The organism is Synechococcus sp. LA31 (assembly GCF_018502385.1).
Classification (GTDB): Bacteria; Cyanobacteriota; Cyanobacteriia; order PCC-6307; family Cyanobiaceae; genus Vulcanococcus.
This window is the reverse complement of the sequence record NZ_CP075523.1, coordinates 2,229,903-2,247,712: the sequence shown is the minus strand read 5'-3', so window position 1 is coordinate 2,247,712 and position 17,810 is coordinate 2,229,903. Positions and strand designations below refer to the sequence as shown.

At 64.2% G+C, this 17,810-nt stretch carries 18 protein-coding genes; 9 read left to right on the top strand and 9 right to left on the bottom strand.

The genetic code is table 11. From position 1 onward, the window contains the following. Positions 1-77 precede the first annotated feature (77 nt). The gene (locus tag KJJ24_RS12190) at positions 78-1,634 is read right to left on the bottom strand and encodes a NarK family nitrate/nitrite MFS transporter (protein ID WP_214339075.1); all 1,557 of its coding nucleotides are present in this window, start codon (positions 1,632-1,634) and stop codon (positions 78-80) included. A gap of 380 nt (positions 1,635-2,014) precedes the next feature. On the opposite strand from KJJ24_RS12190, the gene KJJ24_RS12185 reads away from it, so the two are divergent. Both KJJ24_RS12185 and KJJ24_RS12180 read left to right on the top strand, forming a co-directional pair. Then, complete coding sequence (locus KJJ24_RS12185; RefSeq protein WP_214339072.1) at positions 2,015-2,557, top strand: molybdenum cofactor guanylyltransferase; 543 nt, start codon at positions 2,015-2,017, stop codon at positions 2,555-2,557. Further along, positions 2,557-3,585 carry a GTP 3',8-cyclase MoaA gene (locus tag KJJ24_RS12180; RefSeq protein WP_214339070.1) on the top strand — a complete coding sequence of 343 codons (1,029 nt, stop codon included), beginning with the start codon at positions 2,557-2,559 and terminating at the stop codon, positions 3,583-3,585. The genes KJJ24_RS12185 and KJJ24_RS12180 overlap by 1 nt, the downstream gene beginning before the upstream one ends. A gap of 10 nt (positions 3,586-3,595) precedes the next feature. On the opposite strand, the gene KJJ24_RS12175 is transcribed toward KJJ24_RS12180, so the two are convergent. From KJJ24_RS12175 to moaB, 3 genes are read right to left on the bottom strand one after another with little or no spacing between them, the layout of a single operon-like run. Then, positions 3,596-4,336 (bottom strand): sulfite exporter TauE/SafE family protein, encoded by a 741-nt coding sequence (locus tag KJJ24_RS12175; RefSeq protein WP_214339067.1) that lies wholly within the window; start codon positions 4,334-4,336, stop codon positions 3,596-3,598. Next, positions 4,333-4,866 carry an HPP family protein gene (locus tag KJJ24_RS12170; protein ID WP_214339064.1) on the bottom strand — a complete coding sequence of 178 codons (534 nt, stop codon included), beginning with the start codon at positions 4,864-4,866 and terminating at the stop codon, positions 4,333-4,335. Before KJJ24_RS12170 ends, KJJ24_RS12175 begins: the two co-directional genes overlap by 4 nt. Then, positions 4,863-5,369, bottom strand: coding sequence for a molybdenum cofactor biosynthesis protein B (gene moaB, locus KJJ24_RS12165; protein WP_214339061.1), 507 nt, complete (start codon positions 5,367-5,369; stop codon positions 4,863-4,865). The genes KJJ24_RS12170 and moaB overlap by 4 nt, the downstream gene beginning before the upstream one ends. A 68-nt stretch (positions 5,370-5,437) precedes the next feature. Here moaB and KJJ24_RS12160 point away from each other — a divergent pair, with 68 nt between their 5' ends. Beyond that, on the top strand, positions 5,438-5,698 hold the full coding sequence (locus tag KJJ24_RS12160) for a MoaD/ThiS family protein (protein ID WP_214339058.1): 261 nt from the start codon (positions 5,438-5,440) through the stop codon (positions 5,696-5,698). Between the two features lie 10 nt (positions 5,699-5,708). Beyond that, positions 5,709-6,161 carry a molybdenum cofactor biosynthesis protein MoaE gene (locus KJJ24_RS12155; RefSeq protein ID WP_214339055.1) on the top strand — a complete coding sequence of 151 codons (453 nt, stop codon included), beginning with the start codon at positions 5,709-5,711 and terminating at the stop codon, positions 6,159-6,161. Between the two features lie 2 nt (positions 6,162-6,163). Here the strand turns inward: KJJ24_RS12155 and KJJ24_RS12150 are convergent, their stop codons facing one another. From KJJ24_RS12150 to KJJ24_RS12140, 3 genes are read right to left on the bottom strand one after another with little or no spacing between them, the layout of a single operon-like run. Next, entirely contained in the window at positions 6,164-7,417 is a 1,254-nt protein-coding gene (locus KJJ24_RS12150) for a molybdopterin molybdotransferase MoeA (RefSeq protein ID WP_214339052.1), read from the bottom strand. Next, positions 7,392-7,889: a cyclic pyranopterin monophosphate synthase MoaC gene (gene moaC / locus KJJ24_RS12145; protein WP_214343656.1), complete on the bottom strand. Its 498-nt coding sequence runs from the start codon at positions 7,887-7,889 to the stop codon at positions 7,392-7,394. The genes KJJ24_RS12150 and moaC overlap by 26 nt, the downstream gene beginning before the upstream one ends. Before the next feature lie 14 nt (positions 7,890-7,903). Further along, positions 7,904-8,143, bottom strand: coding sequence for a hypothetical protein (locus KJJ24_RS12140; protein WP_214339049.1), 240 nt, complete (start codon positions 8,141-8,143; stop codon positions 7,904-7,906). A gap of 69 nt (positions 8,144-8,212) precedes the next feature. Here KJJ24_RS12140 and KJJ24_RS12135 point away from each other — a divergent pair, with 69 nt between their 5' ends. From KJJ24_RS12135 to KJJ24_RS12120, 4 genes are all read left to right on the top strand, one after another. Continuing rightward, the gene (locus KJJ24_RS12135; RefSeq protein WP_214339046.1) at positions 8,213-9,469 is read left to right on the top strand and encodes an MFS transporter; all 1,257 of its coding nucleotides are present in this window, start codon (positions 8,213-8,215) and stop codon (positions 9,467-9,469) included. 35 nt (positions 9,470-9,504) lie between these two features. Continuing rightward, the gene (gene ppk1 / locus KJJ24_RS12130; protein ID WP_214339044.1) at positions 9,505-11,643 is read left to right on the top strand and encodes a polyphosphate kinase 1; all 2,139 of its coding nucleotides are present in this window, start codon (positions 9,505-9,507) and stop codon (positions 11,641-11,643) included. 233 nt (positions 11,644-11,876) lie between these two features. Further along, entirely contained in the window at positions 11,877-12,809 is a 933-nt protein-coding gene (locus KJJ24_RS12125) for an RpoD/SigA family RNA polymerase sigma factor (RefSeq protein WP_250545027.1), read from the top strand. Positions 12,810-12,820: 11 nt separating this feature from the next. Further along, on the top strand, positions 12,821-13,498 hold the full coding sequence (locus KJJ24_RS12120; RefSeq protein ID WP_214339041.1) for a diacylglycerol/polyprenol kinase family protein: 678 nt from the start codon (positions 12,821-12,823) through the stop codon (positions 13,496-13,498). A 9-nt stretch (positions 13,499-13,507) separates the two neighbouring features. On the opposite strand, the gene KJJ24_RS12115 is transcribed toward KJJ24_RS12120, so the two are convergent. Together KJJ24_RS12115 and KJJ24_RS12110 are read right to left on the bottom strand one after the other, a co-directional pair. Then, complete coding sequence (locus KJJ24_RS12115) at positions 13,508-13,840, bottom strand: hypothetical protein (protein ID WP_214339039.1); 333 nt, start codon at positions 13,838-13,840, stop codon at positions 13,508-13,510. 140 nt (positions 13,841-13,980) lie between these two features. After that, a complete protein-coding gene (locus tag KJJ24_RS12110; protein ID WP_214339037.1) occupies positions 13,981-15,048 on the bottom strand; it encodes a 3-deoxy-7-phosphoheptulonate synthase in 1,068 nt (355 codons plus the stop codon). A gap of 140 nt (positions 15,049-15,188) precedes the next feature. On the opposite strand from KJJ24_RS12110, the gene acnB reads away from it, so the two are divergent. After that, positions 15,189-17,804: a bifunctional aconitate hydratase 2/2-methylisocitrate dehydratase gene (gene acnB, locus KJJ24_RS12105; RefSeq protein WP_214339035.1), complete on the top strand. Its 2,616-nt coding sequence runs from the start codon at positions 15,189-15,191 to the stop codon at positions 17,802-17,804. The last annotated feature ends 6 nt before the right edge of the window (positions 17,805-17,810 follow it).

The window sequence follows — 17,810 nt, the reverse complement described above, 5'->3', positions numbered from 1 at the left end:
GACTGAGAAAGGGGAACCCCGGAGGGCTCCCCTACTGGCACCCATCAATCGCTGGGTGCTGATGAATGGCCGAAGACTCAGACCTGCGCCAGGGCCGTTTCGTCGGAGTGTTCTTCGGCAAAGGATCCCTTGGGCTCCTTGAGGAAGAAGTAGCAAAGGAAGCCCACAATCAGGCCTGCAATCCCCAAGATCTGGAAGAAGGCACTGTTGGATGCCGCGACGATCTCAGCACTGGGCTCGGCCGCATCACCACCCATCCAGATCGGAAGCAGGCTGAAGATGGTGAGGTAAGCCACGGCGCCCACATTGCCGTAGGCACCCACCATGCCGGCGATCTGACCGGTCACACGTTTCTTGACGAGAGGCACCATGGCGAAGGTGGCGCCCTCACCCGCCTGCACAAAGAAGGAGCAGGCCATGGTGAGCAACACGGCAATCGCAATACCTGTCGTTCCGGTGAAGGTTCCAGGCTTGATCAGGCTCATCACCAGATAACCCAGGCCCAGACCGATGGTGAGGAAGCCCATCGTGCCCTTGCGGCTACCCATGCGATCGGAAATCAAGCCACCGCCGGGGCGGGCCACCAGGTTCACGAAGGCATAGCAGGAGGCCAGGATCCCGGCCGTTGCCTTGGGCAGATCAAAGGTGCTCTCGAAGAAAGCGGGGAGCATCGACACCACCGCCAGCTCGGAACCGAAGTTCACGATGTAGGTGAGCTCAAGAATGGCCACCTGCTTGAACTCGTAGCGATCCTCTTTGGGATAGGTCTTGTTACCGAGGATGAGGTCGCGATTGGTGCGGATGATGCCCCAGGTCTGGAAGGCGAACCAGATCAACACCAGCGCCATACCGATCGTGTAGCCGGTGGCATCCAGGAACTTCACCTTCTGAAGGCGCCACACCAGCACCGCCAGGATGGCTGCGAAGGGAACGTTCATCCCCAGCAGGCCCCAGAAGTCCTTCATCGAGGTCACTTCCAGGCCAGCCGATTTCGCAGGCTTCTGGTAGGTCTTGCCGGGAGGTGTGTCGGTGACGTTGGCGTAATAGATGAAGCCATACACCGCCGAGATGATGCCGGTGAGGGCGATCGCACCACGCCAGTTGAGGATTTCACCGGTGGGCAGCTCAAAGCCGCCGGAGAACGACAGCCAGCCGGCCACCAGCACGAGGGTGAGCGCGGAGAAGGCAGAACCAAAGTTGCCCCAACCGCCATACACACCCTCGGCCAAACCGATTTCCTTCGGCGGGAACCACTCGGCCACCATGCGGATGCCGATCACAAATCCGGCGCCCACGATGGACAGCAGCAGGCGGGCAACCACGAGCTGACTGAAGTCCTGCGCTGCAGCAAACATCAGGCAGGGAATGGCCGCAAACACCAACAGGGTGGAGTAGGTGATGCGAGGGCCAAATTTATCCAGCAGCATCCCGATCAGGATGCGGGCCGGCACGGTGAGGGCCACGTTGCAGATCGCCAGGGTGCGGATCTGGGGAACGGTCAAACCGAAATCGGCCTTCACCGTGGTGGCCAGAGGTGCCAGGTTGAACCAGACAACAAAGGTGAGGAAAAAGGCGAACCAGGTGAGATGGAGCGTTCGATATCTCCCCTGGAACGACCAGAGGTCGCCAAGCATGAACGGGCTTCGATGGAACGAGACGAACCCTGGCCCTCAGAACAGCAGCGACCGGGACAATGATGAAAACGGCGCCAATGCAAACCGTTGGATGGATTGCACCACTTAATCCACGCCTTCAGATGTGGCGACTGCTACAGAAACACTGAGCCTCTCGAGACCTAGCCCAGGGGACGAATACTCAACGCCCGCTTTTAGTATCGAGCGCTACGACTTGATTCCTGCTCGGTCCTGAATGCTCCGCTAGTCCCTCCGTCTTCAGTCGTGCTTCTAAAACGATCCTCCTCATACGTGCTGCGCAAGCACGAGGTCGGGCTCAGCATCCGGGTGGTGTTCTGAACCTCCACTGCTGCCTACTGAGCGGAGGCGCCAGCCGCCGCATGGGCCAGGACAAGGCGCTCTTGCCCCATCCCAAATGCGGCTACTGGCTCGATCACATCCTGCTGCAACTGGCCAGCCTCCAAGCCCCAATCACGCTGTTGAGTCGCTGGCCGGAGCATCTGATGCGGGCTGAGACGCTCCCCCTCCCCCAGCTGCAAACCCTGCTGGAACCGGAGCCTTGGGAAGGTCCGTTGCTGGCCCTGCACCGCTTGATGAGCCTCCTCCCCGATCAGCGCTTGTTGCTCTGCCCCGTGGATATGCCGGCGCTGAACAGCGATGCACTTCAAGACTTGAGCCAAGCAGCCGAGGCTGAGCCAGAGGCCATTCACCTCGCCCATGACGGCACGCGCTGCCAACCCCTCCTGGGGGTGTATCCCAGTGATGCGGCCTCACGCCGTTCGCTGGCATCGGCCATCGCCACCGGCGAGCGGCGGCTGCAGACATGGCTCAGCGCGGCGCGGTGCCGCAGCGTGAGCTTGGATGCAACAGCGATCCGCAACGTGAACAGCGCCGATGAGCTGGCCCAGCTGCCCCACCTTTGATGACGGTCGCTGACCTGCTGGACCGGCCCCTTGGCGTGCTGCGGCTCTCGCTGACGGCCCGCTGCAACCTGGCTTGCCCCTACTGCCTGCCGGATGGCCAGGAACCATCAGGGCTCCTGAGCCTGGAGCAACGACTCCAGGTGGCGAAGGCGGCGGTCGCCCTAGGGGCCAAAAGCTTGCGCCTCACCGGCGGTGAACCCCTGCTCTACAAGGAGCTCGATGAACTGATCGGCGCGCTGCAGCCACTGCGGCGCGAAGGATTGCAGGAGATCGCCCTCACCAGCAACGGGCTGCTGCTTTCGGCCGAGCGGGCCCAACAGCTGCGCGAGGGAGGGCTGGATCGCCTCACCCTCAGCCTCGATGGCACCACCGGCACAAGCGTGGCGGCGATGGCGGGGCTGGCGGATCCGGCCGCCGGCGAACGGGCCCTCGAACAGGTGCTGCGGGCGATCGAGCACGCGCGCCAGGCCGGCTTCGATCCAGCCCAAGGGGCGCTGAAGCTCAATGCCGTGATCCAACGGAACCGCAACGCGGAGCAGGTGTTGCCCCTGGCCCAGCTCTGCCGGCAGCAGGGGCTGGAACTGCGGCTAATCGAATACATGGATGTGGGCAACCGCAACTGTTGGCGGCGGGCTGAGGTGGTGCCAGCCGCTGAGATGGTGCGCACGATCAGCGAGCAGTGGCCAATCGAGCCCCTCGGGCGCGCGGGGTCCAGCACCGCCAACCGCTGGCGCTACCGCGATGGTCGAGGTTGCCTGGCGATGGTGGCGTCGGTGAGCGAGCCCTTCTGCGGGGATTGCAACCGTCTGCGGGTCACGGCCGATGGCATCGCTTACACCTGCCTGTTTGCCGCACCCGGCAGTGGCTTGGATCTCAGGCCCTCACTGGCGGCCGGCCGCGATCAGGGCGACCTACAGGCAGCGCTACATCAGCTCTGGAGGCAGCGCGCCAATCGCTACAGCGAAGAGCGCTCCAGCAGCGCCACCCCCCCAGGCGTCCATGCGGAGATGGCCTATCTGGGGGGCTGAGGCCTGAAGCTCAGAGCCCGAGCAATTTCCACGACGCCAGCAGCAGCACGGCCGCCAGGGCCCGGCGAATCCAGGCCACCGGCCAGTGGCGACTCCCCAGGCGCGACCCCAGCCCGCCGGCTAGCACCACCACCGCCAGCCAAAGCAGCAGATCGGGCCTGGCGAAGGCCCCTGCAGGCCAAGCGCCCGCCCAGGCCAATCCCGCCAGCCCTGCAATCGAGTTCACGAGGATGAACAGCACCGACACCGCCGCCGCCTGACGCGTGGAGCACCAGCGGCAGAGCAACAGCAGCGGCGTAAGAAACACCCCGCCGCCTGTGCCAGTGAGACCGGCCAGCAAGCCCAACCCCCCGCCGGCCGCCATCAACACAGCGGGCCTGGGCTCCTGAAGCAGCGGGGGATCCTGCAAACGGCGCCCCAGCCGCCAGGCCGACAGCAGCAACACAACCCCCACCAGCCGCCGAAACCACAGCGCCGGCAACACCAGCCAGCCGCCCAAAAAAGCAGCCGGAATCGCCAGCACGTACACCGGCCAAAGGCGCTGCCAGGGAAGGTGTCCCGCCCGCAGGAAGTTCCAACAACCCACGCTTGCCACCAGGGTGTTCAGCAGCAGCGCCAACGGCTTGATCTGCTCAGGGGGCCAACCGGCCAGCGCCAGAACGGCGATGTAGCCCGACGCACCGGCATGGCCGACGCAGGCATACAAGAAGGCCACAACAGCCAGAGCTGCTGCGATCAAACCGCTCGTCACAACCAGTGGCGGGGGTAGGGCTGTGCCCCGGGCACCCAACGGCTGAAGCCCCAGGCCAACAGCACCAGCAACACCGATCCGCTCAAAACTGGAAACAGCAAAAAGCCCGAGCCCACCTTCAGGTACACCGCCAGAAACGCCATCCCTCCGGCGGGGGGATGCAAACAGCGCAACTGCTGGCACAGAACAATCGTGAGGGCCACGGCCAGCGCCAACACCACAGGCCCCTGCCCGGCCACGCTCACCAAAGCCACCCCGACAAGAGCGCCGAGCACATTGCCCAGCACGATGTTGCGCGGTTGCGCCAGAGGCGTGGCTGGATAGCCAAACAGGAGCACGCAAGAGGCCCCCAAGGGGGCCGCAATCAACACCTGTCCGCTCCACAGCGAGAGCACACCCAGCAGCAACACCGCGCACAGAGCCGCCAGGGAGGTCACCCCGATCTGATTGAGCTGAAAGTGCGGCTGATAACGCCGGCCCCGCCGCCGCTCCCGCCGAGTCACCACGCGCAGGCGCCGCAGCCTCCTCATCCCGCCGGCTCCGTGAGCCGCGGCAGCAATTGCACCAGGTTGCAGGGGCGCGTGGAGACATCGAGCTGGGCTGCAATCAACCGGTCCCATGCCGTTTCCACCGCATCGAGCGAACCGGGGAGCACAAAAATCACCGTGCCATTGGCCACGCCTGCCAGGCAACGGCTTTGCAACGTGCTGGTGCCGATCGTTTCAAAGGAGAGCACGCGAAAGAGCTCGCCAAAGCCCTCGATCGTCTTATCGAGCAACGGCGCCACCGCCTCGGGAGTGCCATCGCGGCCTGTCAAACCTGTGCCGCCGCTGCTGATCACCACCTGCACGGCCGGATCGGCGATCCAACGGCTCAGCTCAGCACGAATCTGATAACGGTTATCGGGCACGATGCGGCGCTCCACCAAGCGGTGGCCGCCCGCCTCGAGACGCTGCTGCAGGGCATCACCGGAGCGATCATCCGCCCGGGTGCGCGTGTCGGAAACCGTGAGCAGAGCGATGGCGAGGCTCAAGACCAGGCATGCAGGCGATCACCATGCTGGCAAGGAAGCCGCCGGGGGCTCTGGTTAGCGTTGCTCCCATGGGTGAATCGCAAGCGAACGGGATCCGCATTTGCTTGTTCGCCGGGCTCAGGGAGCAGGCGGGCTGGGCGGAGCAGCACGTGCCTGTAGCGGCAGCCGCTCAGGAACCACTCACCCCCGAGCACCTCTGGAACAGCCTGCAACTGCCAGGCCCTTTGAGCAGCGTGCGCATCGCCATCAACCACCAGTTCGCCGACCCGCAGACCCCGCTTCAACCCGGCGATGAGCTGGCCTTTCTGCCTCCCATCAGTGGGGGCTGAGGCCACAGCCATGCCGCTGCGCATCACGCTTCACGCCACGGCGTTCGAGCCCCTGGAGGCTTTGTCCCAGTGGCAACAGGAGCTCTTGATCGGGGGACAGACCCCCAGCGCAGCCGAGAGCCTGTTCATCGGCCGGGTGCGCGGCGAAGCGGCCGATGGCAGTGCCCTTGCGGCCCTCGAGCTCGAGCACTACCCCGGCATGACCGAACGACAACTGGAGCAGCTAGCTCATGGCTGCATGGCGCGCCATGCAGCCATGAGCTGCCTGATCCAGCACCGCATCGGCCGCGTGCTCCCTGGGGAAGCCATCGTGCTGGTGGCCATCGGCGCCGACCGCCGCGGCCCCGCCCAGCGCTGTTGCCAGGAGCTACTCGAAGCGCTCAAGCACGACGCACCCTTCTGGAAACGCGAATGGCACACCGACGGCCGCAGCACCTGGATTACCGGCAACACGCCGTTATGAACTCAGAGCAGCGGTAACCGCAACAGCTGCGCCCAAAGCTCCGTGCCCGCCTCCAGGGCCCCCAGCTCCGCCGGGATCTCCAACAGCAGATCAGCGCCGGATAGCGAACCAATGCGCGAGGAAGCCTGCGATCCCTCCACCCGGGCCCAGAGCCCACCGTCGGGCGCCACCACCAGCTGGGCCCGCGCCAGTTCAGGTCGGCCGGCACCACGGCGCAAGGCTGCCTCCAGGCGCACCTTTAGCCGCGGCAGCAGCTCGGGCTGAGCACCCTCCAGCTTTTGCAACGCCGGCCAGAGCAGCTGCAAGGCCGTGATCGCCGCAGCCACCGGATTACCCGGCAGCCCAAAGAAGGGCACCCCAGCCACCTTCCCCCAGGCAAACGGCCGGCCTGGCTTGAGAAACAGCTTCCAGAAGCGCACCTGCCCCAGCTCCTCCACCAGCGGGCGAATCCAATCGCTGTCGCCGGCAGACACACCTCCAGTGCTCACCACCACATCACAGCCAGCCGCCAACTCCTGCAGAGCTGCCCGCAGCGGCTCCGGCTGATCCACCACCACGCGCTGCTGCGCCACCGCGAACCCCAACCGTTGCAACAGGGCGCTGAGCAGCGCCGAATTGCTCTCCCAGATCTGCCCCGGCCCCCGCTCCTGCCCGGGCGGCAGCAGTTCATCACCGCTGATCAACACACCAATCCGCGGCCGGCGCATCACCACCAACTCCTGCACGCCGCAACTCGCCAGGCGGCCCAGCTCTGCCACCCCCAAGCGATGGCCAGCGGCCACGAGCTCCTGGCCCGAAGCAGCCTCCTCCTCAGGCGGGCGAATCCATGGATTGGGCCCGCAGGCCTTCACCAGCTCCAACTGATCGCCGTCGGCTGTCATCAGCTCCTGGGGCAGCACCCGCTCGCTGCCCTCTGGCACCACCGCGCCAGTGAGGATCCGCACCGCTTCGCCGGCGGCAAGCGCCGCGCCATAGGGAGCACCAGCTGCCGCAACTCCCACCAACCGCCATTGCTGGCCGGCCTCAGGCTGCACCGCCCCGGCAATGGCGTAGCCATCCATGATTGAGGCGCGGAAACCGGGCACCGCGGCCAGCGCCAGCACAGGCTCCGCGGTGGTGCGGCCAAGGGTTTGGGTGAGCGGCAAGGTCTCCGCGAGCCCCAGCGGCTGCAGCGCCTCCAGGATCTGAGCGCGGGCCTGCTCCAGCGGCAGGCCTTCACGGCCGTAGGGCTCAGTCATCGCGCTGCCAGTCGCCATGGCGGCCGCCGCTCTTGCTGAGCAAGCGCACGCCACTGATGATCATCGCCGGATCGGCGGATTTGAGCATGTCGTAAAAGGTGAGCAGGCCTACTTGCACCGCCGTGAGCGCCTCCATCTCCACCCCAGTGCTGCCGGTGGTGCGGGCGCTCGCCTCCAAGCGAAGGCCGCTGCCATCGGCGCTGGGCTCAATCGCCACCTCCACACCGCTCAACGCGATCGGATGGCAGAGGGGGATCAACTCCCAGGTGCGCTTGGCCGCCTGGATCGCCGCCACCCGGGCCACTGCCAGCACGTCGCCTTTGGGGGCTCGGCCCTCCATCACCAACGCCAACACCTGCGGGCGCATCTGGATGTAGCCCTCAGCCCGCGCTTCCCGGCGCGTGGCCGGCCTCTCGCCCACCTCGACCATATGAACGTCACCACTGGCGTTGAGATGGCTGAGCGATGGCGGCGGCATCTCCGGCGGCATGGCTGAGGCGGCATTCACGAGGCCTCCATCCTGATCGATATCAACAACGCGCCCGAAAAACGAAAATCTTTTCGAACAGCGTGGAACCAACTCGGCGACAGCCCTAGGTTTTCGATCACGTTGGAGGTCGATGCATGCTCGTAAAAAGCGGAAACGGATCCTTTTCGATCGCGGGTGGATTTGTGATGAGCGCCCCGCAGCAGCACAGCCAGCGCCAAGCGCCAACCAACGGCATCGCACAGCTGTTTAGCCAACTGCTGAAACGCCTCAGCTGAGCGCAGCATTCCGCATGGGAAGGTGAGCCCACACCCGGGCCCACCACCATGAGCTGGAGCCGCCCCTCCACCTCCCTTTGCGCCTTCATCACGCTGCTCAACGATCGGCTGGGCGAGAGCATCGTGTTTCCACTGCTGCCGTTCCTGCTGGCGAGCTTCACCAGCAACGGCCGCACCCTCGGGCTGCTGGCAGGTAGCTATGCCCTGGCGCAATTCGCGTTCACACCGCTGATCGGCGCCCTCAGCGATCGTCACGGCCGCAAGCCGGTGATCGCCGTGTGTGTGGCGGGCTCAGTGCTGGGGCTCGGGCTGTTTGCCATCACCCTCAGCGTCAACTGGCAGGCGATTCCCTGGGCTGCAGGCAGCCTCATCCCTCTGGGGTTGTTGTTTGCCGGCAGGCTGATTGATGGCGTGAGCGGTGGCACCGCCGCCACCGCCGGTGCGGTGCTGGCCGATATCTCAACGCCCGAAAACCGCGCCAAGGCTTTCGGATTGATCGGCGTGGCCTTCGGCCTGGGCTTCATCCTCGGCCCTGCCTTCGGCGGCGTTTTGGCCGGCTTCAACGTGACCCTGCCCGTGTGGGTGGCCACCAGCTTCGCGCTGATGAATCTGGTGCTGGTGCTCAGCCTGCTGCCGGAAACCCATCCAGCTGAAGCCCGCCGCGCGATGCCACGCAAGCGTGATCTCAACCCCTTCACAGCGCTGAAGCGGGTCTTCACCAACCCCCAGGTGCGCCGCCTCTGCGCCGCATTTTTTCTCTTCTTTATGGCCTTCAACGGCTTCACCGCCGTGTTGGTGCTCTACTTCAAACAGGTGTTCAACTGGGGACCCGGTCCAGCCACAACCGCCTTCCTCGTGGTGGGTGTGGTGGCCACGGTGGTGCAGGGCGGGCTGATTGGTCCACTGGTGTCGCGCTTTGGCGAATGGCGGCTCACCCTGGCGGGCTTGGGATTCGTGATCTGCGGCTGCCTGCTGATCCCCATGGCCAACCCCGGCAACGCCAAGGCGGTGGTGTTCAGCGCGGTGGCGATCCTGGCCCTGGGCACTGGTTTGGTCACGCCCTGCCTGCGGGCCCTGGTGTCGCGCCGGCTGGGCGAAGGGGGCCAGGGTGCTGCCCTGGGCAGCCTGCAAGGCCTGCAGAGCCTCGGAAGCTTCATCGGCCCACCGGTGGCGGGCTTTAGTTACGACATCCTTGGCCAACAAAGCCCCTTCTGGCTGGGCATTGCTCTGCTGGTGGCGGTCGCCAGCCTGGTGGGAGGTGGCCTACCGTCAAGCGGACAGAACACGCAAAACAGCACCAGCTGATTGCTAATTTGCTATCACAGGTTGATTGGTGCTGAATGGCTGAACCCGCGGTTGCCCCGGAGCTTTATATCAACCGGGAGCTCAGCTGGGTTGCCTTCAATCAGCGCGTTCTTGCTCAGGCGCTAAGCGAGCACACACCATTGCTGGAGCAGGCAAAATTCAGCGCCATTTTCAGCAACAACCTCGATGAATTTTTTATGGTGCGTGTGGCTTCCTTGAAGTCACAAGTTGAGGCAGGTGTTCAGAACCTCAGCGACGACGGCCTCACCCCCAGCCAACAGCTGGGCAAGGTGCGCGAAGCGTTGGCACCCCTGCTCAGCCAGCAGCAGGCCCATTACCGCCACTACCTCAAGCATCAGCTGGCCGAAGCCGGCGTGCATCTGATCGATTACGCCAGGCTCAATCAACAACAACAGAGCTGGGTCAACGCCTACTTCCAGAACGCCATCTTCCCGGTTCTCACCCCTCTGGCGGTAGATCCGGCCCATCCATTCCCCTTCATCAGCAATCTCAGCCTCAACATCGCTGCCCTGATTCGCGACCCCGAATCGGGCCAGCAGCAGTTCGCCCGGGTGAAGGTGCCGCAGAAAAACCTGCCGCGCTTTGTTCAACTACCCGTGGAGCTCAGCGAGCACACGCCCACACCCGTGTACACCGCCGTGCCGCTGGAGCAGGTGGTGGCCTTCAACCTGCAGCTGCTCTTCCCCGGCATGACCGTGGAGGGCCACTACTTCTTCCGCGTCACCCGTGACGCGGACCTTGAGCTACGCGACCTCGAAGCCGACGACCTAATGGAGGCCCTGCAGCAGGGTCTGCGCAAACGGCGCATGGGCGGGGAGGTGGTGCGCCTGGAGGTGGCCGATGAAATGCCGCAGGAAGTTGTGGATCTCCTGTTGGAGGGCACCGGCGTGGAACCGGCGGATCTCTACCGCGTCAACGGTCCGCTCGGCCTCGATGACCTGATGAGCCTGATGGCAGTGCCCCTGCCCAAGCTCAAAGACAAACCCCATCGCGGCCGCACCCCAGCAGTGCTTGCCCGAGCCCAGAAAGGCCTGCTGGAAGACGGCTCGATCAAGGCCGAAGAATTCGAGAGCATCTTCTCGGTATTGCGTCGCGGCGATGTGCTGTTGCACCACCCCTTTGATCTGTTCTCCACCTCTGTGGAGGAGTTCATCAATCAGGCGGCCCACGATCCCTCCGTGCTCGCCATCAAGATGACTCTCTATCGGGTGTCTAAAGACTCCCCAATCATTGCCGCCCTGATCCGCGCCGCTGAGAACGGCAAGCAGGTGATGGCGCTTGTGGAGCTCAAGGCCCGCTTCGATGAAGACAACAACATCCAATGGGCACGCCAACTGGAGCGCTCCGGCGTGCATGTGGTGTATGGCGTGATCGGCCTGAAAACCCACACCAAGATCACCCTGGTGGTCCGCAAGGAAAAAGAGGTGCTGCGCAGCTACTGCCACATCGCAACAGGCAACTACAACTCCCGCACCTCCACCCTGTACACCGATCTGGGTCTGCTTTCAGCCCGGCCGGAACTGGGGCAAGACCTCGCCGAACTGTTCAACTACCTCACCGGCTTCTCAAAGCAGCAGGATTTCCGCCGGCTTCTGGTCGCGCCCGTGTCGCTCAGGAGACGGATGCAGGAGCTGATCCAACGCGAAACAGAGCACGCCCGCGCCGGGAAACCGGCCGCGATCAAAGCCAAGATGAACGCCTTGGTGGATCCAGCCATCATCGCCCTGCTCTACGAAGCCTCCCAGGCAGGGGTCAGCATCGACCTCGTGGTGCGCGGCATGTGCAGCCTGAGGCCGGGGATCGATGGCATCAGCAACAACATCCGCGTCTCGAGCGTGATTGGGCGCTTTCTCGAGCATTCACGCCTCTTCTGGTTCGCCAATGGCGGGAGCAGTGAGATGTATATCGGCAGTGCCGACTGGATGGGCCGCAATCTCGATCGGCGGGTGGAAGCGGTGGTGCCGGTCGAAGACGCCAACCTCCATCAAAAGCTGCTCCGCTTGATCGATGCTTACCTTGCCGACAACTGCACCGCCTGGGAGATGCAGCAAGATGGCAGCTTCCTGCGCCGCATCCCCGAGGAGGAGAATGTGGCTGTTCAGGCCGGCCTGATCGAGAGCTGGCATCGCAACTTGCTCACCGCTGACAGCTAGCGGTAACCGGCGCTACAAACACAAAGAAAATCCAACAAAAAGGCTGCAGCAAGTCTTCCGATTCGCTGCATTTACCAGTGCTTGAAAGTGCTACATTCCGGCCAAATCAAATTGAGTCTGGGGTCACGAGCATGTCTCACCACTCCGCTCATCCTCAATCCCACTTCGCTTCCCAGCCCGACGCCGCTGGATTCCACGCCATGGAGACCAACAATGCCGCTGCTTCCGGGCCCATGAAGAACAAATCAACAGCCCGAAACGGCGCGTCTCGCCAGGGAGGTCGCCTCAGTGCCGATTCGATCGGCTGGTACCTGAGCAACATCGGTCGAGTGCCGCTGCTCACGCCCGCCGAAGAAATCGAACTGGCCCATCATGTGCAGGCGATGAAGCAGCTGCTGCAGCTGCCCAGCGAACAACTCACCCCGCGGCAGAAGCATCAGATCCGCATGGGCACCCGCGCCCGCGATCGGATGATGGCCGCCAACTTACGCCTCGTGGTGAGCGTGGCCAAGAAGTATCAGAACCAGGGTCTGGAGCTGCTTGATCTGGTGCAGGAAGGGGCGATCGGCCTGGAACGCGCTGTCGACAAGTTCGACCCCGCCATGGGCTACAAATTCTCCACTTATGCCTACTGGTGGATTCGACAGGGCATGACCCGGGCGATCGACAACAGCGCTCGCACCATTCGCCTACCGATCCATGTGAGCGAAAAGCTCTCCAAGATGCGGCGGATCACGCGAGAGCTCTCACATCGTTTCGGTCGTCAGCCCAACCGGCTTGAACTCGCCCATGCCATGGGCATGCAACCGGAGGAGCTAGAGGATCTGATCTCCCAAAGCGCACCCTGCGCCTCCCTCGATGCCCATGCCCGCGGCGACGATGACCGCAGCACGCTTGGGGAGCTGATCGCCGATCCGAACAGCAACGAATCCATGGATTCCATGGATCGCAACCTGCAGAAGGAGCACCTCGGCACCTGGCTCTCGCAGCTCAACGAGCGCGAGAGGCGCATCATCGAGCTGCGCTTTGGTCTTGAAGGCCATGAACCGCTTACCCTCGCCGAAATTGGCCGCCAGATCAATGTGTCCCGCGAGCGGGTGCGTCAGCTGGAAGCCAAGGCGATCCTCAAGCTGCGCATGATGACTAATTATCAGCAGGCTGCCTGAGCCCGCTGCCCTTGTCTTCGGTTCCGATTCAACAGCTCATCGGCATTGCCGTTGTGCTCCTCTGGCTCGCCGTTGTGGTGGGAACAGCTCTGGCGATTCGCCATCGCTTCCCCGAGCAGCGCGAGTGGAGCCGAAAAGTGGTCCACATCGGCACCGGGCCAGTGGTGCTCTTGGCCTGGGCCCTGGGCATTGAGCGCTGGGTAGCGCTTCCAGCTGCAATCGCCGTCACCATTGCCACCAGCCTCAACCACCGCTTCAGGCTGCTGCCCGCCGTGGAGGATGTGGGGCGCCATAGCTACGGCACGATCGCCTACGGCGCTTCGATCGCGATCCTGCTTGCCCTGTTCTGGCCAGCTCAACCGCTGGCCGTGGCCGCAGGCGTGCTGGTGATGGCGATTGGTGATGGGCTGGCGGGGCTGGTGGGGCCGCAGGTGCGCTCACCCCGGTGGCGTCTCTTCGGCCAAGGGAAGTCGCTGGCCGGAACGTTGGCCATGGCTGGCGGTGCCCTGGTGGTTCTGATCCTGTTGCAGCTGATAGGCCGAGGCCAGGGCCTAGCTGCACCGGCCCTGCCCAACCTGATCTGGATCGGCCTGCTGGCCACAGCCCTGGAACAACTCAGTGGTTACGGGTTCGACAACCTCAGCGTTCCCCTCACTACCGGGTTGCTCTGGCAATCCTGGGCCCACTAACCAGCCCCCTTAGGCCAGGAGCATCGCCTCGCAACGCTGCTCCCAGTCGTGCTTCGTGCCCAGAGCAGCCACCAAGCGCCGATCGTCAGGTTCCGCTACCAGCCGCAGCTGCCACTGCCGGATCGCTTCAGAACGCTCGAGCCACACATCCATCACGGTGCTGTGGGTGAGGTCGAGATCCCAGCCGCGACCTTGAGCCGTATCCAGTGCCCAGTCGAGCAACGCATCGAGCCGAAACGGCCGAAATCCAGCGAACGCAGGCCCCTGGCTCACGCTGCTCTGCTCCAGATAAAACAGCTGCAAAGGATCAGACACCCCACAAAACTGCAGGAGATAGGTCATCAGCAGACCCCCTGATTGCATCTGATCAAACACTACGCAAGACCGATCAACCCGCTGTTCAGCGCAAACATTTTGCAACCTCGCAGTGAATTAGCACTCAAAAGACGCGAGTGCTCATTCATCTCTACCGAGGCCCAGCCCTATGCCCCAGTCTTGGTTTTAGCCTCGGCCACCGCAGCAGCAAGGTCCGCCAGTAGCTCACGGGTGGTGCCGAGATCAATGCAAGCATCGGTGATGCTTTGGCCATACGTGAGCTGGCTGAGATCCGCAGGGATCTTCTGGTTGCCAGCCACCAGATGGCTCTCGATCATCACGCCCATCACATGGCGCGATCCCTGGCGCAGCTGATCGGCCACGGCCGTGGCCACCTCGCCCTGACGGCGGTAGTCCTTGTTGGAGTTGCCATGGCTGCAATCCACCATCACCCGCGCAGGCAAACCGTCTTTCTCCAGCGCCGTCGCCGCCGCCTCGATCGCCTCGGCGTGGAAGTTGGTGCCCTGTTTGCCACCCCGCAGCACCAAGTGCCCATCCGGGTTGCCGGTGGTGGTCACGATGGCGGCGCTGCCGTCTTTGTTGATGCCTAGGAAATGGTGGGGGCGGGCAGCCGCCTCCATCGCATTGATGGCGGTGGAGGCGCTGCCATCGGTGCCGTTCTTGAACCCGATCGGCATCGAGAGGCCTGATGCCATCTCGCGGTGGGTCTGGCTCTCGGTGGTGCGAGCACCGATGGCGGTCCAGCTGATCAAATCAGCGATGTATTGGGGCACCACCGGATCCAGCAGCTCTGTGGCCGCCGGTAAACCCATCTCAGCCAGATGCAGCAGCAGGCCGCGCGCCAGCTTGAGGCCGGTGTTGATGTCGTAGCTGCCATCAAGGTGGGGATCATTGATCAACCCCTTCCAGCCCACGGTGGTGCGGGGTTTCTCGAAATACACCCGCATCACCACCTCCAGCTGATCGCGGTGGCGGTGATGCTGCTCAGCGATCGCCGCCGCGTACTCCTTGGCAGCCTCCACGTCGTGAACCGAGCAGGGGCCCACGATCACCAGTAGACGCTGATCATCCCCACGCAGGATGGCTTTGATCCGTTCACGGGCCCTGCGCACGGTGGACTCAGCGCCTTCGGAGAGGGGCAGCTCGCCGTAGAGCAGAGCGGGAGCCACCAAAGGCCGGGTATCCACCACGTGGAGATCAGAGGTGGGACTCATGCCGGCAACCGCGCAGGGGCAGGTGGATAGGGCAGCCTAAAAGCCCGTTTGCAGCCGTTGCCACCAGAGCCGGGCAGGGCGGCAAAGAACAATGGGAGTTACGTCACAGTTCGTCAGGTCCGTGAGGGCCCCCTACGCCGATGGTTGCCAGCAGCTTCCTTGCCGACTACCGCGCCGCAGCCGCGGAACGTGAAGCCCTGGGGATTCCGGCCCTGCCCCTCACCGCTGCCCAGACCCAGGCCCTCACCGAACTGCTGCAGGCACCACCCGCCGGCGAGGAAACCTTCCTGCTGCATCTGCTTTCCGAGCGCATCCCCCCCGGCGTGGATGAAGCGGCCTATGTGAAGGCCAGCTGGCTCAGCGCCGTGGCTCAAGGCAACACCAGCAGCCCTCTGGTGAGTCCTGCAGAAGCGGTGCAGCTGCTGGCCACCATGATCGGTGGATACAACGTGGGCGCCCTGATCGAGCTGCTGTCCAGCAGTGATGCCGCGATCGCCGAAACCGCCACCACCGGTTTAAGCCGCACCCTGCTCGTTTACGACGCTTACAACGATGTGCTGGAGCTGGCCGCCAGCAACCCCTACGCCAAGCGGGTGATCGACAGCTGGGCGGGTGCCGAGTGGTTCACCGCCAAGCCAGAGCTGCCCGCGGAGATCACCGTGACGGTGTTCAAGGTGGAGGGCGAAACCAACACCGACGACCTCTCCCCCGCCACCCACGCCACCACCCGCCCCGACATCCCCTTGCACGCCACGGCGATGCTGGAAACCCGCATGCCCGGCGGCCTGGAGCTGATCAGCGAGCTCAAGCGAAAGGGCCACCCCGTGGCCTACGTGGGCGATGTGGTGGGCACCGGCAGCTCCCGCAAATCCGCGATCAACTCGGTGCTCTGGCACACCGGCACCAACATTCCCCATGTGCCGAACAAGCGCAGCGGCGGTGTGGTGCTGGGCGGCAAGATTGCGCCAATCTTCTTCAACACCGCGGAAGATTCCGGCGCCCTGCCGATCGAGTGCGACGTGAGCGCTCTCAACTCTGGCGATGTGATCACGATCCGCCCCTACGCCGGCACGATCGAGCGCGCCGCCGGTGAGCCGAATGCCGGCGAGATCGTGGCCCGGTTCGAGCTCAAGCCCAGCACGATCACCGATGAGGTGCGCGCCGGTGGCCGCATCCCGCTGATGATCGGCCGCGCTCTCACCGACAAGGTGCGCGCCCAGTTGGGGCTGCCCGCCAGCGATCTGTTCATCCGCCCGGCAGCTCCCGCCGACAGCGGCAAGGGCTTCACCCTGGCCCAGAAGATGGTGGGCAAGGCCTGCGGCCTGAGCGGCGTGCGTCCCGGCACCAGCTGCGAACCGCTGATGACCACCGTGGGCTCCCAGGACACCACCGGGCCGATGACCCGCGATGAGATGAAGGAGCTGGCCTGCCTGGGCTTCTCCGCCGATCTGGTGATGCAGAGCTTCTGCCACACCGCCGCCTATCCCAAGCCGGTAGACCTCAAGACCCACGCCGAGCTGCCCGACTTCATCAGCTCCCGCGGCGGCGTAGCCCTGCGCCCCGGCGACGGCATCATCCACAGCTGGCTCAACCGCATGCTCCTGCCCGACACCGTGGGCACCGGCGGCGACAGCCACACCCGCTTTCCCCTGGGCATCTCCTTCCCGGCCGGATCAGGCCTGGTGGCCTTCGCCGCCGCGATCGGCGCCATGCCGCTCGACATGCCCGAATCGGTGCTGGTGAAGTTTTCCGGCTCGCTGCAGCCGGGCGTGACCCTGCGCGATGTGGTGAACGCCATCCCCTATGTGGCGATCCAACAGGGACTGCTCACCGTGGAAAAGGCCGGCAAAAAGAACATTTTCAGCGGCCGGATCATGGAGATCGAAGGGCTGCCCGATCTCAAACTCGAACAGGCCTTCGAGCTCACCGATGCCACCGCCGAGCGTTCCTGCGCCGGCAGCACGATCAAGCTCTCAGTGGACACCGTGAGCGAATACCTGCGCAGCAATGTGGCGCTGCTCAAAAACATGATTGCCCGGGGCTATAGCGACGAGCGCACCCTGGCCCGCCGCATCAAGGCCATGGAGGAATGGCTCGCGAACCCGGTGCTGATGGAAGCCGACGCCGACGCCGAATACGCCGCCGTGATCGAGATCAACCTCGACGAGATCAACGAACCAATCCTGGCCTGCCCCAACGACCCCGACAACGTCAAAACTCTTACCGATGTGGCGGGTGCTCAGGTCGATGAAGTGTTCATCGGCTCCTGCATGACCAACATCGGCCACTACCGGGCCGCAGCCACGGTGCTGGAAGGCCAGGGCGAGAACACCGCCCGCCTCTGGGTCTGCCCGCCCACCCGCATGGATGAGGAGATGCTCAAGCAAGAGGGCTATTACGCCATCTTCGAGAAGGCCGGCTCCCGCATGGAGATGCCCGGCTGCTCGCTGTGCATGGGCAACCAGGCCCGGGTGGAAGACAACACAACCGTGTTCTCCACCAGCACCCGCAACTTCAACAACCGCCTCGGCAACGGCGCCCAGGTGTATCTGGGCAGCGCTGAACTGGCTGCGGTGTGCGCCCAGCTGGGCCGCATCCCCAGCAAGGATCAATACCTGGCCATCGCCGCCGCCAAGATCGATCCGCGCGGCGCCGAGCTCTACCGCTACCTCAACTTCGATCAGATCGAAGGATTTGAAGACAGCGGCCGGGTGGTGAGTGCCGAGCAAGAAGCCAAAGTGTTGGCAGAAGTGTGAGTTTGC